General features: G+C 39.1%; 15 protein-coding genes. 3 read left to right on the forward strand and 12 right to left on the reverse strand.

All coding sequences use genetic code 11. From position 1 onward, the window contains the following. Positions 1–240 precede the first annotated feature (240 nt). Positions 241–1,785 (forward strand): Rne/Rng family ribonuclease, encoded by a 1,545-nt coding sequence (locus IE056_RS14225; protein WP_189605390.1) that lies wholly within the window; start codon positions 241–243, stop codon positions 1,783–1,785. A gap of 87 nt (positions 1,786–1,872) precedes the next feature. Here the strand turns inward: IE056_RS14225 and IE056_RS14230 are convergent, their stop codons facing one another. Continuing rightward, a complete protein-coding gene (locus IE056_RS14230; protein WP_189605391.1) occupies positions 1,873–3,318 on the reverse strand; it encodes a serine hydrolase in 1,446 nt (481 codons plus the stop codon). A gap of 185 nt (positions 3,319–3,503) precedes the next feature. Here IE056_RS14230 and IE056_RS14235 point away from each other — a divergent pair, with 185 nt between their 5' ends. Continuing rightward, on the forward strand, positions 3,504–3,986 hold the full coding sequence (locus IE056_RS14235; RefSeq protein ID WP_189605392.1) for a regulatory protein RecX: 483 nt from the start codon (positions 3,504–3,506) through the stop codon (positions 3,984–3,986). 8 nt (positions 3,987–3,994) lie between these two features. On the opposite strand, the gene IE056_RS14240 is transcribed toward IE056_RS14235, so the two are convergent. From IE056_RS14240 to IE056_RS14255, 4 genes are all read right to left on the reverse strand, one after another. After that, positions 3,995–4,408 carry an ester cyclase gene (locus tag IE056_RS14240; protein ID WP_189605393.1) on the reverse strand — a complete coding sequence of 138 codons (414 nt, stop codon included), beginning with the start codon at positions 4,406–4,408 and terminating at the stop codon, positions 3,995–3,997. A 155-nt stretch (positions 4,409–4,563) separates the two neighbouring features. Continuing rightward, entirely contained in the window at positions 4,564–5,430 is an 867-nt protein-coding gene (locus IE056_RS14245) for a cupin-like domain-containing protein (protein WP_229793773.1), read from the reverse strand. A 517-nt stretch (positions 5,431–5,947) separates the two neighbouring features. Next, a complete protein-coding gene (locus IE056_RS14250; RefSeq protein WP_189605395.1) occupies positions 5,948–6,538 on the reverse strand; it encodes an SET domain-containing protein in 591 nt (196 codons plus the stop codon). A gap of 363 nt (positions 6,539–6,901) precedes the next feature. Next, complete coding sequence (locus tag IE056_RS14255) at positions 6,902–7,315, reverse strand: putative signal transducing protein (protein WP_189605396.1); 414 nt, start codon at positions 7,313–7,315, stop codon at positions 6,902–6,904. Positions 7,316–7,740: 425 nt separating this feature from the next. On the opposite strand from IE056_RS14255, the gene IE056_RS14260 reads away from it, so the two are divergent. Continuing rightward, entirely contained in the window at positions 7,741–8,190 is a 450-nt protein-coding gene (locus tag IE056_RS14260; protein ID WP_189605397.1) for an MgtC/SapB family protein, read from the forward strand. On the opposite strand, the gene mnhG is transcribed toward IE056_RS14260, so the two are convergent. Genes mnhG through IE056_RS14295 form a run of 7 tightly spaced genes read right to left on the reverse strand, consistent with a single transcriptional unit; the run spans position 8,187 to position 13,978 of the window. Beyond that, positions 8,187–8,582, reverse strand: a complete 396-nt coding sequence (gene mnhG / locus IE056_RS14265) for a monovalent cation/H(+) antiporter subunit G (protein WP_189605398.1) — start codon at positions 8,580–8,582, stop codon at positions 8,187–8,189. The two genes, IE056_RS14260 and mnhG, sit on opposite strands and share 4 nt — an antisense overlap. Beyond that, positions 8,579–8,851 carry a cation:proton antiporter gene (locus IE056_RS14270; RefSeq protein WP_189605399.1) on the reverse strand — a complete coding sequence of 91 codons (273 nt, stop codon included), beginning with the start codon at positions 8,849–8,851 and terminating at the stop codon, positions 8,579–8,581. The genes mnhG and IE056_RS14270 overlap by 4 nt, the downstream gene beginning before the upstream one ends. Next, positions 8,848–9,324, reverse strand: a complete 477-nt coding sequence (locus tag IE056_RS14275; RefSeq protein ID WP_189605400.1) for a Na+/H+ antiporter subunit E — start codon at positions 9,322–9,324, stop codon at positions 8,848–8,850. The genes IE056_RS14270 and IE056_RS14275 overlap by 4 nt, the downstream gene beginning before the upstream one ends. Then, entirely contained in the window at positions 9,321–10,847 is a 1,527-nt protein-coding gene (locus IE056_RS14280) for a proton-conducting transporter transmembrane domain-containing protein (protein ID WP_189605401.1), read from the reverse strand. Before IE056_RS14280 ends, IE056_RS14275 begins: the two co-directional genes overlap by 4 nt. Further along, positions 10,844–11,197, reverse strand: coding sequence for a Na+/H+ antiporter subunit C (locus tag IE056_RS14285; protein ID WP_189605402.1), 354 nt, complete (start codon positions 11,195–11,197; stop codon positions 10,844–10,846). Before IE056_RS14285 ends, IE056_RS14280 begins: the two co-directional genes overlap by 4 nt. 3 nt (positions 11,198–11,200) lie before the next feature. Next, positions 11,201–11,620 carry a Na+/H+ antiporter subunit B gene (locus tag IE056_RS14290; RefSeq protein ID WP_189605403.1) on the reverse strand — a complete coding sequence of 140 codons (420 nt, stop codon included), beginning with the start codon at positions 11,618–11,620 and terminating at the stop codon, positions 11,201–11,203. A gap of 39 nt (positions 11,621–11,659) precedes the next feature. Next, a complete protein-coding gene (locus IE056_RS14295) occupies positions 11,660–13,978 on the reverse strand; it encodes a putative monovalent cation/H+ antiporter subunit A (RefSeq protein ID WP_189605404.1) in 2,319 nt (772 codons plus the stop codon). Between the last annotated feature and the right edge of the window lie 474 nt (positions 13,979–14,452).

Below are 14,452 nucleotides of genomic sequence, written 5' to 3' on the forward strand. Positions count from 1 at the left end.
CAAGTGGTAAAAAAAGAAAAAGACATAAGGTAGCTACGCATAAGCGTAAAAAAAGAAGAAGAGCTAACCGCCACAAGAAAAAGTAGTTTTCAACTACTTTTTTTATTTAAAATCGTTCTTTGAAATTGAAATTTTGGCTGCCTGGACTACTTCAGGTGTCACAAATTTCTTCAGGATTAAAAACCCTGTGATCAATTATTGTTAATCCATCCCGATAAAACGGGATAAAAATCGATTAGAGTGAACAAAGAGTTAATTATTAGAACCGGTTCCTCTGCTGTAGATTTTGCCTTATTAAAAGATGGAAAACTAATTGAACTCAATAAAGAAGAAGATGATAGTAATTTTGCTGTTGGCGACATTTTTCTCGCCAAGATCAGAAAATCTGTTCCCGGATTAAATGCCGGATTTGTTAATGTAGGCTACACGAAAGATGCTTTTTTGCATTATCATGACCTTGGCCCGCAAGTACTTTCTTTATTGAAGTTCATAAAACGTGTAAGCACAGGTAAATTAAAGGATTATTCGCTTAAGGATTTTCCTGTTGAAAAAGATATTGATAAAGACGGAAGCATTGCTGAAGTCTTAAAATCAAATCAGTCGCTACTGGTACAAGTTGTCAAAGAGCCAATTTCGACCAAAGGCCCCAGGATAAGTTCAGAACTTTCTCTTCCGGGTCGTTATATTGTTTTAGTCCCATTCTCCAATAGGGTTTCTGTTTCTCAAAAAATAGAAAGCAAAGAAGAGAAGGAACGGTTAAAACGATTGGTCAAAAGTATAAGACCGAAAGGTTTTGGTATCATTGTACGTACCGTAGCAGAAGGCAAAAAAGTAGCAGAACTGGATAACGACCTTCAAAATTTAATGAATCGTTGGACAGGCATGTGCAAAAAGCTGTATAAAGCACCTCATCCATCAAAAGTTTTGGGAGAGCTAAACAGAGCATCCTCTTTATTAAGAGATGTTTTCAATGACTCCTTCACATCAATTGTGGTTGATGACGAAGCCTTATACACACAAATTAAAGATTATGTGGGCGAAATCGCCCCTAAGAAAGAATCCATTGTAAAATTGTATGACTCCAATGTTCCGATATTTGAGAAATACGGAATAGAAAGACAAATCAAAACAACATTCGGCAGAACAGTATCAATGAACAAAGGGGCTTACCTGGTTATTGAGCATACTGAAGCAATGCACGTTATAGACGTGAACAGCGGAAACCGCTCCAATAAATCTAAAAACCAGGAAGACACCGCTCTCGAGGTGAACCTTATTAGTGCAACCGAAATTGCACGTCAACTACGACTCCGTGATATGGGAGGAATTATAGTAGTTGATTTTATAGATATGAACAAAGCCGAGAACCGAAAGGCATTATACGATCATCTTAGAGATGAAATGAGTGATGACCGGGCAAAACACAAAATTTTGCCTCCCAGTAAGTTTGGATTGATACAAATTACAAGACAAAGGGTACGGCCAGAGATGAATATTAAGACCAGGGAAGAAAATCCCAATAAAGAAGGAGAAGAAATTGAAGCTCCTATTGTCTTAATAGATAAAATCAACACCGACCTTGAAAGACTAATTAAAAAAGACTATAAAAAGGTTACCTTAAGCACGCATCCTTTTATAGCAGCCTTTTTAACAAGAGGTTTTCCATCGCCCAGAGCAAAGTGGTTCATGGACCATAAACGCTGGGTAAAAATTATACCTAGAGATGCTTACACGTACATGGAATATCATTTTCACGACAAAGACGGGGAATTGATAAACTTATAATCTCAAAAACGCCTTTCATTTCTATGAAAGGCGTTTTTTTGATTTATCTCGTTTCAGAGCCTGCATTATTAGGTTATGTCCTAAACCTTATCTGGTTATTTTTCGTGAATAGTTACCATGGCTTTTAAATCTTACCACATTCCCATCTTCCCCTGTTTCGAACTCTAAAGTCTCTCCCAGCTCCTCATTATCCCTAATTCTTCTAAATGTATTTCCTTCTATATGCTTATAAAAAGTCATTGCATCTACAGGAGAAGAAGTGGGCAGGCTCATCATCACCAATTGATCTTTCCATGCAGAAATATAGACTTCACTTGACCATGGTGTGGTGTCGTAATAACCTACATACTGCTGCAAATTGATTTTCTGCCGGTTTGAAGTCACCGAAGTATCTTTAGCCATACCTAATTTCTCCAGAATAGCATGAATGCCCTGCGCATATTTTCCGGGATTTGTACCATTGGCATTGATCATTACCGAATATGCTCTTTTACTTTCTGGATTGATTTGAAGAGTTGTTCTGTAACCAGGACAACTTCCTCCATGGCTAATCCATTTTGTACCATCAGATCCTTTATAAACCGAAAATCCGAGTCCCCAGCTCGTTTCCCAATCTGGATCTATCCAGTGTACATTATGCATATTTCTTAAAGTAGAGGGCTTTAGAATCTCTGTTGTCGTAGTGTCGCGCAAACGTAATTGCCAGGAGGCAAATTTTCCCAGATCCTGAACATTGGATGAAAAACCTGCTGCTGCTTTCACTCCTTTTGCCTGAAAGAAATTGATTTTTTCCCGCTGTAAATCTCTGGAAAGGGGACTATATCCAACAGCAAGTTTGCCCCCGTATAAATCCTCAGTTAACTCAGTGAAAGTATTACTGAGCCCCAGTGGCTTCAATATATTCTGCTCCACATAATCATCATAAGGCATACCACTAACTTCCTCGACCACGTCACCAAGCAAAGTGAGTCCGAGATTACTATACTGGAAATAAGTAGAAGACTGGTATAGAGTCTCCTGTTTTTTTAATTCCTCTTTAATAGCCTCACTTTCGGGAAAAGGAAAATCAGGACCGGTCCAGTATGGAAAGTTAGCCTCTCTGGGCAATCCTGAAGAATGTGTAAGAAGACTTCTTATGGTAATTGGGCCACTATCGGGAAATTGCTGTTTTAGATCGAACCAGGGAAGCAAATCACTTATTTCATCATCCAGCCGAAGTTTTCCTTCATCATAAAGCTTCATAATAGCAACCGATGTAAACAGCTTTGAAATAGAACAAATGCTACACAGGGTAGTCGGTTCGGCGTTTACCTCTTTTTCCAAATTTGCCATTCCAAATGCTCCTTCCCAGATCACCTCCTGATCTTCAACTGCAATAGCCATTATTGCCGGAATCCTTTCATAATCCTTCTGTGCTTCCAGCCAGACTTCAATAAGTTTGATAGCTTCGGAATAATCTTTACTATCAGATTTCTGAGCATTCACTCCTGAAAAGCAACAGAAAACCAGCAAGAAAAATAAAATTTTTTTCATGTATCTCATTTTAAAACCCTCTAATGTAAATCAAATTCATATAAAAGACAATACGTCCTCCTGCTTCCGCTTATTTCTTTGATTCTTAGGCATCTTTTGATATACATTACAAGAGAGCCTTCATGAAGTAATTATAGACCGGGCCTCTTCAGAAGAAAATAAGGAATTTCAATATCTTTGCCGCTATGAAACAGGATGCATCTCAAAAGTCATACACCGTACATGAAGCAACTCTAAAGCTGATGCAGTATTGTGCTTATCGTGACCGGTCCCAAAAAGAGGTGGAAGAAAAATTAAAGGAAATGCGGATGATCCCTGCCGCTTGTGAACAGATCATCATTAAGCTGATGCAGGAGAATTTCCTGAATGAAGAACGTTTCGCTCGAAGTTTTGTGCGCGGAAAATTCAGGATTAAAAAATGGGGTCGAATAAAAATAAAGCAGGAGTTAAAACTCAAAGAAATTTCCGCTCCCATTATCAAATTAGCCCTCACGGAAATTGATGAACTGGAATACAGCAAAACCCTTTACGAACTTGCCGAAAAAAAGGTCAAACTTTTAAAGGAATCAGATCAATTCAAAAAGCGAAAAAAGTTAAGTTCTTACCTCCTTCAGAAAGGTTTTGAATCCCATCTTGTATTCCCGATTTCAGAAGAAGTTACCGATTGAATTTTTTTTTAAACCGGATTTGCACCTATTTGCTTAAGGATTCCCAGCTCGTCACTACTTCCCCATCTCTCTACCATTTTACCATCTTTAAACCGACTTATCTGCATTCCGCGGACTTCGACCGATTTTCCGGTTCCTGAAATACCCATAAAATCACCCTTATGTGTACCTCTCAAAGTATAGGCAAAGGAAACACTATCATCATTTGCAACCATATGTTCCACTTCGGTTTTCATATCCGGAAAAGCATTTCTCATCATTGTAAAGAAATCTATATATCCTTGTGCCCCGGGACCTTGATTTGGTGCAGGATCGTGCTCCGTGACCTCATGGGAAACCAGGTCCCTTAATTGTTCCAGATTTCCTGAATTTATTGCCTCTCCAAATTTTTTCTGTGCCTCAATATTTCTTTCTTTTCCCATTTTCTTGTTTTTTATTTATCTAAATATCTGCATTTTAAAGCAGTAAAAAAACTTAGGAAATCATAATTGGCAGAGATTAACAGGCATTAACAGCATCTTAAATCCAGACGCTTTAATGAGTGCTACAGTAAATAATAAAAGATTAGAAAGAGTACCTATTGGGCAATCTTATTTTTTCGATGAGTACGCTTTATTGCCTGTTCGTTCTTGTAATCAATCCACTTCTGGCCTTTCCATTTGCGCATATAATTGTCAAAGTATCTCATAAAAAACAGGTTATAAAAAGCCCTGGAGAGATTAACCATTTTTCGCGGGGCAGCGCGTAAACTCATGGAAAACCCTGGGGTAACGTAGGTCATTTGGTGCCAGTAACCTTCAGGCATATATAGGGCTTCCCCATGATTCAGCTCGGTAACCATTCCTTTAGCATTTTTTAAAGCAGGAAATCGTTCAAAATCGGGATTATGAAAATCAATATCTTCCCTGGAGATCAAAGCATGAGGTACTTTGTAAAGGTATTTTGTTTCTGAAGGAGGAAAGAGAATACATTTCTTTTTTCCGTGGAAATGAAAATGAAGAATGTTGGCAAAATCAATGTCATAATGCATGAAAACTTTAGAGTTTTCACCTCCAAAAAACAACATGGGGATTTGTTTAATAAGCCGTAATCCTACCTTCGGAAACTTGAAATCTGCCTGAAGTGAGGGAACTTCCTTAAGTAAATGGTATAAAAAGATCCGGTAATTTGTAGGGCCGGCCTTCATAAGTTCAATATAATCCCCCATTTTCATTTCTGTATGAGGTTCATTGAACTTATATTTTGAAGAGATGGGCCTGTTATCAAAAAGCGGCACAGTTTTGTCTCCGGCCACTTCCTGAATGTAATCCAGAGACCATTTATCATATGCCGGCCAGTCTTCGATTAAATGCTCTATGACTACCGGCTTTTGTGGTTTTACATATTTCTGAAGAAAATCTTCACGGGATATCCTCCTCTCCCGGGGGATTTCGGTTAATTTCATTTGTTCCTTCATCATTCGTCCTTCTACCAGATATTCTTTTAATCTTTCTGTAGATCTTTATCTACTGCACTTCTTTATATTCTCGCTTTCGAGCTTTACTGATCTTCGAGATTTCTCCAAGGAAAATGACCAGAACAGAATTTTAGTCAATAATCCTGGGGGTACAGCAAACCTATCTATTCCATTTATCGATGGATCTTCCTGATTCCTGTACATTATCAAATTCCTTCCCAATTTCAAATTCCTGTGCAGTCCTGAACTTCCTAAAGGACTGTGACCTGTTACCTGACTCACAAGTATGCCTGAATTTTGATTCAAAAATAATGAAAAGTGTATTTAAATGTAAGCGTTTCAGGAGGTTTTTAGAAAAGGTTTCAAATTAACGCATAGCAGATATATTTACCACATCTCCTAAGGGTTCATTCCAAAATGAGAAACCGAAGCCTGGATACAGGGATTTCATAAAATATTCAGCAAAAATAAAGAGCCACTCTGCCTTTGCTATATGTATACCATCTTATGAGTCGCCGCTGTAAAAGAGAGTAAGGATGGAATCTATCTTTTGCTTCCCTTTTTGTATGTGCTCTATTTTTTCCTGAACTGCCATAGAGACCAGGGGCAACAAAGGCTGTTGAACAGATTTCAGACTAGCAAAAGCCATTTCGATCTTTTCATCCCATTCGGGATGATATTTCAGAAGGTCATCGGGGTAAACAATCTTTCTGTCGGTTCCTTCATCTTTCGCTTCAAAAGGTTCGGTTACATTCAAATAACCATAATCATCGGTCAATTGTTCCCCTGGAAAAATATCCCTAACCGCAATCTCAAAATCATAAGCTGTGGATAAGCAGTTTGCATTAAAACTATGGTTTACATATTTAGAAAGATCCCAACACAGGATGAAGTTTCCTTTGCTATTTCTAAAAGAATATTTATCCATCATCTGCTTTGAGACGGTATTAAGATTCTCGTATTGCTGAGGAGAAAATATCTGGTCAAGTTCATCCTGCACCCAGGTAATGGTGCCTTTGGGAATAAATTTTTCTGCCACTACGCCATAACCAATTTCGTCACTAATAAATTCAATTTTTGTATCGGGATGCATCATTTTTTTCAGTGTTTTTATTGACTAATATACAAAATGAAAACATCCACTATTCAATCTTTTTTACTGAAAACCAGAATTTTAACGAGCAACAAAACTTTGAAAAATCAGAATTTTTCGAGTGCCAATTCAATTCTTTTATACACTTTATTAAATTCTTCATCAGAAATATTATAAGGAGTAGAAATATAAATTGTATTTCTCAGGGGAAGAAAGAATATTCCTTGTGCATAAAATGCTTGAAAAAGCTGATTTTTCAGGTTTTAAACGCTCCATCTCACATTTAGAAAGAAAGAATAAATTGTCCCAGCGGGAGCAATGCCTTTGCCAGCTGCAGTTCCTATCCCGGTGATGAATTAGTCTGTTTTATTTCAGGTTAAATTTATTTTTACAATTTTCACAGCGATATTCGTATTTAATATAGATAGGCAGCACATACAGCAAAAAAGAAAACATGAAAAACATAAGGGATTTGACATCTTTGACATTCGATTGTAAATCCACTTTCTTGCTACCGCATTTTGGACAGGTGATCGCCACACCCGTATCATCAAGCGAATATCTGTTGATTGATTCCAGTACTTCCAAGGCTTTCGCTTCATCTTCCCTGCGAATATTTAATTTTACACCTCCAATAGCATTGCTCACTAAAGGATCTGTATCTATAGTATGTTGATCCCGTAAAAATGTTTCAATGCCTTCGGCTTCAAACCTTCCTTTTACAATAAGGGCTTCCGATGAATATTGAAAAATAGCTATGGTAGTAAAGGCTTCGTTCATTTTATAAAGATACTTAATAGCCTGATGAGCTGCGGAATTTCTTCTTCGGGATTAAAACCAGAAAATACGGAACCGCATTTTTTCTTTTCCGAAAGAAACTGTTAGAGACAAAATCGCGCATTTATCAAAATCTTATTTTCAGATTTTACTGTTCAATTTCACCTTCTCATTTCCGAAATTACACAGCATTAAGGAACAGAATTGCTGTCGACACACCAGGATCTGTGCATGCTGTAGTAAGAAAACTCAAATTCTTCAGAAGAAGAAGAAGAAGATCGGAGGTAATACTGGAAGAAAAATCAATAGGATTTCCGGCGCTGTTCAAGCTTTGAAAAGCATGATCTCGCTTTCTCTTCTCGTGGCTTTTCGCTATTTTTAAGGGGAAATTTCGCATTACAATAAAAAATTACACTCTATAATCTTATATGGCACTTCAGGAATTTTTATTACGAATAGGCGCAGCATTACTCGCCGGCCTATTAATTGGCATAGAACGGGAAATTCGGAATAAAAATGCAGGTCTTAAAACCAATGCACTGGTAGCTTTAGGAGCCTCTGTATTTGTGCTGGTATCTTTAAATTTCAGGGAAGATGAATTCGTCGATATTACCCGTGTGATTGGGCAGGTAGTTACAGGTATCGGCTTTATTGGTGCGGGAGTGATCCTGCACAAAGGGACTTTTGTACGCGGTTTAACAACTGCCGCTACCGTATGGTGTAGTGCAGGTGCAGGTTGCCTTGCCGCAATTGGTCAATTCAGGGAATTATTTGTCCTGGTGGGAGTAATTGTTTTTATAAATGTGTTTTTCGACCCTATTGATAAATTAATCAGGAAAGTTTTTAAATCTTCCGAAGAAAAGAAGAACGAAGATTAATCTTCAGGAATGGTAGAACCTTCCTCAGAATCTGGTTCAGCAGGCTTTTTGTCCTTAACGGAAGATTTGCTGTATTTACCCTCTAAATCATCCATCACCGATTTTTCCCAAAGCTTATTTCCTACAATATAGGAAGCCCTTCCCATGAGGTGGGCCCCTACCGGAGCGGTTAAAAGAATAAAAACAATGATTGCCAGTACCCGTGTGGTAGTGGAAAGATCATTAAAATATACTGCTGCGGCCCCTAGAAGCAATCCTACCCCTAAAGTTGCCGCTTTGGTGGTTACGGCCATGCGCAGATACGTATCGGGCATACGCAGTATGCCTATTCCTGCTAAAAGCACAAATAAAGCTCCTAATGTAGCCAGTACAACAATAATTATTGATATCATTTCTTTTTCCTTTTTTGAATGTAAGACGAATAGGCCACAGTTCCCAGAAAAGCGATCAATGCCAGAATAAGCGCTATATCAAGAAAGGTAGATTGATTTGTTTGCACACTGTACACCGCAATAATACCTATCCCGATGGTAACCAGCAGATCTACCGCAATAATCCGGTCGGAAATTGTGGGACCCTTGATAAAACGGATAAATACCAGCAGTATCGAAAAGGAAACTATTGGCAGTATGATATAATATAGGTATTCTTCTAATGTCATCCTGAAATTTCAATTATCCGTTTCTCAAATCCGTTTTTTATACCTTTTATGAATTCTTCTCTATCCTTGATGTACATGGAATGCACATACAACACCTTTTTATCTTCAGAAACATCCATACTCAAGGTTCCCGGGGTAAGGGTTATTAAATTCGCAAGCATTGTGATCTGGAAATCTGAAGATATATCCAGGGGCACAGCAACAATTCCCGGAGTCATGTTTAAGTTTGGTGTGATCACCTCATAAGCTACCTGCAGGTTTGCTTTGACCAATTCATATAAAAAGAAAAAGAAGAAAGAAACAACCCTTGGAACTAATTTAAAATAATGCACATTGCCGCTTCCCCTGGTAATTACCCAAAGTAGGAAATAACTCAGCAGGAAACCAAACAGTACATTGGCAAATTCGAAGTTACCGGTAAGGGCGACCCAAATGAAGGTAAGGAGTAAGTTTGCTAAAAATCTGTTTTTCATTTCTCCATTATTCTGGCGTTACTAAAAACGGCATCAATATATCCTTCGCTATTCATAAGTTCATACGAGATCCTGGTGGCCAGTGCCTGGATATTTTCTGCTCCAAAACCTACATATAAAGTGATAATTGACAGAAATACAATGGGTCCTATGATCTGGAACTTCTTGTAATTCCTTAGCTTATTAAAATAAGGAAAATTTCTGATTTTTTCCACCTTTTCGCCATTCTTCCAGAAAACTTCTGCCCAGAATCGCACTACTACAAAGAGCGTCAAAAAGCTGGCGAAAAGTATAGCCCCTATTAAAACATAATTTCCGGTTTCAAATCCCGCTCCTATAAGTGAAAGTTTAGGCCAGAAACCTGAAAGAGGCGGAATCCCTACCAGCGAGAAAAGCGGAATAGCAAAGAGCAGACTCAATAACGGCTGGTCTGCATATAAACCTCCCAGTTTCTTCATGCTGTTGGTCGCCTTGAGCTTGTAAATTACCCCCGTCACCATAAAGAGGTTTGTCTTTACAAGAATATCATGGATAAGGTAAAAAATTGCACCTGCAATAGCCACTTCTGTCATCATTCCCAAACCTGCAATCATGTATCCAATGTGACAAATTACCAGATATGAAAACATTTTCCTGATGTTGTTCTGCACCAGCGCACCAATTGCACCACTAAAGAGTGTTAGGACAGCTATGGTGAGCAGAACATTCTGCAGGAAGGTATCGAGTTCAAAGATGAGGGTAAACACTCTTAAAAGCGCATAGACTCCTACTTTTGTAAGCAACCCCCCAAAAATGGAAGATACCGCAGAAGGAGGTGTATGATAAGAAGCCGGCAACCAGAAATAAAGCGGAAAAACGGCCGATTTAATTCCGAAGCCAATCAGGAACAATAAAGCATTAACCTGGATGAGCGTTCTGTTCTCCACCGCAGCCACTTTCCCTGCAAGATCGGCCATATTTAAGCTCCCGGTTAGGCCATATAGCACCGCGATAGCCGTAAGGAATATCACGGAAGCAAGAATGTTAAGGGTGAAATATTTCATCGCCCCTTCCAGCTGTGCCTTTTCACCACCAATGGTAAGCAGCACAAAGGATGTAATTATTATTATTTCAAACCATACGTAGAGGTTAAAAATATCCCCTGTAAGAAAAGCCCCGTTCAAGCCCAGAAGCAGAAAATGGAATATGGGAAAATACCCGAATTTAAGGCGAGATGGAATCACAGAAGCAGAGGAAAAACTGGAAACAGCAACTCCGGCGATGGAAGTTAAAAGAACCAGGGTAGCAGATAATGAATCGGCTACAAAGGTTATTCCGAAGGGAGGAGCCCAGTTTCCTGCCTGTATGGTTTGGGTTCCGTTCTCCCACACATGGGAAAACAACCAAACCGCCACTCCAAGGTTTAAAAAGCTTCCAATAATACTAATTCCTTTTTGCCAGCTAATCCTGCTCCATGAGAACATGAGCACAATGGCAAGAAACATTTGAAGTAGTAAAGGATAAAGCAGTAACTGTTCTGTCATGAGTATTCGTCTGTTGCGTTCATTTCATCTAGATCATCTGTCTTGACCACTTTATGCGCCCTTTTTACCAGGATTATAGCAAAAGATTGCAAGCCAAAACTAATCACAATTGCCGTTAAAATTAATGCCTGCGGAAGCGGATCTGAATATGCCTCCAGAAAGGTTTTTGATGCTTCAGGAATAATAGGCGGCTGGCCTTTTGCTATTCTTCCTAGCAGGAAAATAAGCAGGTTAGCTCCATTTCCCAGTAAAATTATTCCAATTATAAGCTTAACGAGGCTTCGGCGCAAAATCATATAAATGCCCGCAGCATAAAGAGTCCCCACCATTATAGCCAGTAATATTTCCATAATTTATGTGGATTCTGAAATTGAAAAAATTATAGTTAATGTCACTCCTAATACTACGAAGTACACTCCAATATCAAAAAATAAAGCGGTTCCTATATTCCCCAGAACCGACAAGGGAGGCGGAAGCTCCGGAAACCAAAGTCCCGTCATAAATGGCTTATCGGTAAACAAAGGCCCAATCCCACTCACAAAGGCAAGACCAAGACCGGTTGGCATCAAAAATCCCGGGTGAATCCTAATAAGCTCTTTAGTTGTCTCGAGACCATTGGCAAAAGCATGAAGCACAAAAGCTATGGAAGCGATCAAACCACCTACGAATCCGCCGCCGGGCAGGTAATGCCCCCGCAGCAATATAAATACAGAAAAAACCAGCAACAAAGGCAACATATAATTTGATGCAGTTTTTAAAATCAAGGTTCTCATCTGTTAGTTTTTAGTATTGTAATTACTACTTCAGGAAGATCAATCATTGATATTCCTTTCATCTTTTCTCAGTCTTAGCTTCAGTAAGCTGAAAACCCCCAGCGCAGCTACCGTTAAAACAGAAATCTCTATAAGGGTATCTGTCCCTCTGAAATCTACCAGGATTACATTCACTACATTCTTTCCATGAGCAAGGACATAAGCATTATCTGCATAGAACTCACTGATTTCCTTATTCACCGGTTCTGCAAGCACTTCAAGGGAAATAAGGGTAATGAGGATTCCGAAGAGGGAAGAAAGGATCCCATCTTTAATCCGCATTTTATAATCTGTGATGGAAAGATATTTTGGCAAACTCGAAAGTACAAGCACAAAAAGAATCACCGTAAGGGTATCGATTGAAAATTGAGTCATTGCCAGATCGGGTGCACTGTAGATCACAAATAATAAACAAATAGCATATCCAACTATTCCCATTGCTACCACGGCTGTAAGTCGGGATTTGGCCCCCACCACAAAAAGGACCGAGAGAAACATAACTCCCATGATCACCATTTCGTAATAAGTAACTCTGGAAAATGAAGTAAGATCTAATGGAAAACCTCTGTCTGTGGTAAATAAAGAATACCCCACGAGCAGGATCAAAAATAAAATAATGGTCGAAACGTAATTTCGTAAAAAGCCATTCTGAAATAATCCTGTCCATACTTCGGAAAGTTTTCTGAAATTCCTTCCAAATTCTGTTACCAGATTTTTTGGTGACACCACCTCAAATTTTGCAATAGCTTCTTCTCTTTTAGCTGAAGGCTTTAATACAAAATAGAGCGTTATTCCAACCGCAAGAGTGATGGCACTTAGAAGCAACACAAGATTGAATCCATGCCATAGTTTAAGATGAACTTCGGATCCTGCTCCACCGACAGCATCTACTACAGGTTTTATGAGTGGCCCATCGATTATTGAGGGAAAAACACCAACTATAAGTCCCAGCACGGCAAGAATTGCCGGAGGTACCCACATCAACATTGGGGGCATATGTACTTTTGAATAATCTTCAGGAAGTTTTCCGGTGAAAGGTTTAATTCCGACTACGAATCCGGCATAAAGAACCAGGATGTTTGTAGCAATGGCAATAATGGTTAAGATGACAGACCACTCCTCCATCTGGAGCGTAGCTTCATAGACAAGATCTTTCCCTACAAAACCTACCGTGGGAGGCATTCCGGCGCTTGATATGGCAGCCAGAAATCCTATTATAGCCACAGGCCACATCACTTTTCTAAGTCCGGAGAGGACGGTAATATCCCGGGTTCCGGTTTCATGATCAATAATCCCCGTCACCAGGAACAAAGTGGCTTTATACAAGGCATGAACAATTATATATACTGCTGCAGCCGTAAGCGCATACTGAGTTCCCAGTCCTATTAAAAAGACCAATAAACCAAGTACCGAAATCGTCGAATAAGCAAGAACACCTTTGAGATCGGTTCTAAAGAGTGTGTGTACGGCAGCGTAGAACATGGTTATTCCCCCTACAATTATAAGCGTTGTATTCCATAATTCTGTATTTCCAAGTACCGGAGTAAACCTTAGCAAAAGATAAATTCCGGCTTTTACCATAGTTGCGGAATGCAGGTAGGTAGAAACAGGCGTTGGCGCTTTCATCGCTCCCGGCAACCAGAAATGGAACGGAAACTGAGCCGATTTGGTAAAGGCTGCTCCAAAAAGTAACAAAACGATCCAGAGATAATATTCACTTTGAGCAATTGCACCGCTTAAGCTCAACATTTCAGAAATACTGTAAGTACCTGCCACACTTCCCAGAAGCAAGGCCCCTGCAAGAAGCAGGAATCCTCCTGTACCGGTAATGGCAAGCGCAAGGACAGCCGATTTTCGGGAAGCCTCGCTGGTGTTATTAAAACCAATAAGGAAGAATGAACTTATACTCGTAAGTTCCCAGAAAAGGAACATGGAAAGCAAATTATCTGAAAGTACAAGACCCAGCATTGCCCCCATAAATATTCCGAGGTAGCCGTAAAACCGGTCGAGGTAGGAATGTCCTTTAAGATATGAAGCGGTATAGGCAAATACCAGAAATCCTATACCAGTTATAAGCAACGAAAATAACAGCGAGAGCCCGTCGAGTGTAAAGTGTAAATTGAGTCCGAAGGAAGGCACCCATTCATAAGATTGCCTGATCACTTCTCCGTTAGAAACCCTTCCTATAAAACTGAAAAAGTAAATAAAAAGGCCTAAAGGAATTATTGCTGAAAGAACGGCCAGTTTACCTCTGAAGTATTTCCCGGCAACTACCAAAAACAAAGAAAACAAAAAGCCTGAAAGTATTGCTGCAAGCATAGTAGACGTTCAAAATTCCGTTAATTGCAAATATAGCAGGAAAAAATGAGGTTTTAAACTTGCTATTCATTTTTAATAATCGGTAAATTTTATCCCTATTTAGAGAAAGACCACACGAAGATTTCTCTACTTTTTTAACAAATAAAAGAAGATCCTGTAAAAGCGGCTTCTGCTGCTCTGGGTTAGCAGAATCCGAATTGCCAACTACCACTCCCTTCAAACAGAATGTTAAAGAGAGAGCACTTTTTCTTTTAAAAAGTAATGGTTCTATACTTCAGCAGGAATTTTAAGAACGACCATACTCCTAATCCGTTTAAACACAAAAAAAGCCTGTCGTAGTGAATACGACAGGCTTTTTTTATTTTGATAATGTCCCGTCCTAAAATAGCGATACACTAAATTTCACAGTGTATGAAACCTCAGGAAAACAAAGGGTATGTGAAGCGTACTCAAAAAGACTACTCGCTTTCTTTT

Source organism: Salinimicrobium marinum, from assembly GCF_014651535.1.
Taxonomy (GTDB): domain Bacteria; phylum Bacteroidota; class Bacteroidia; order Flavobacteriales; family Flavobacteriaceae; genus Salinimicrobium; species Salinimicrobium marinum.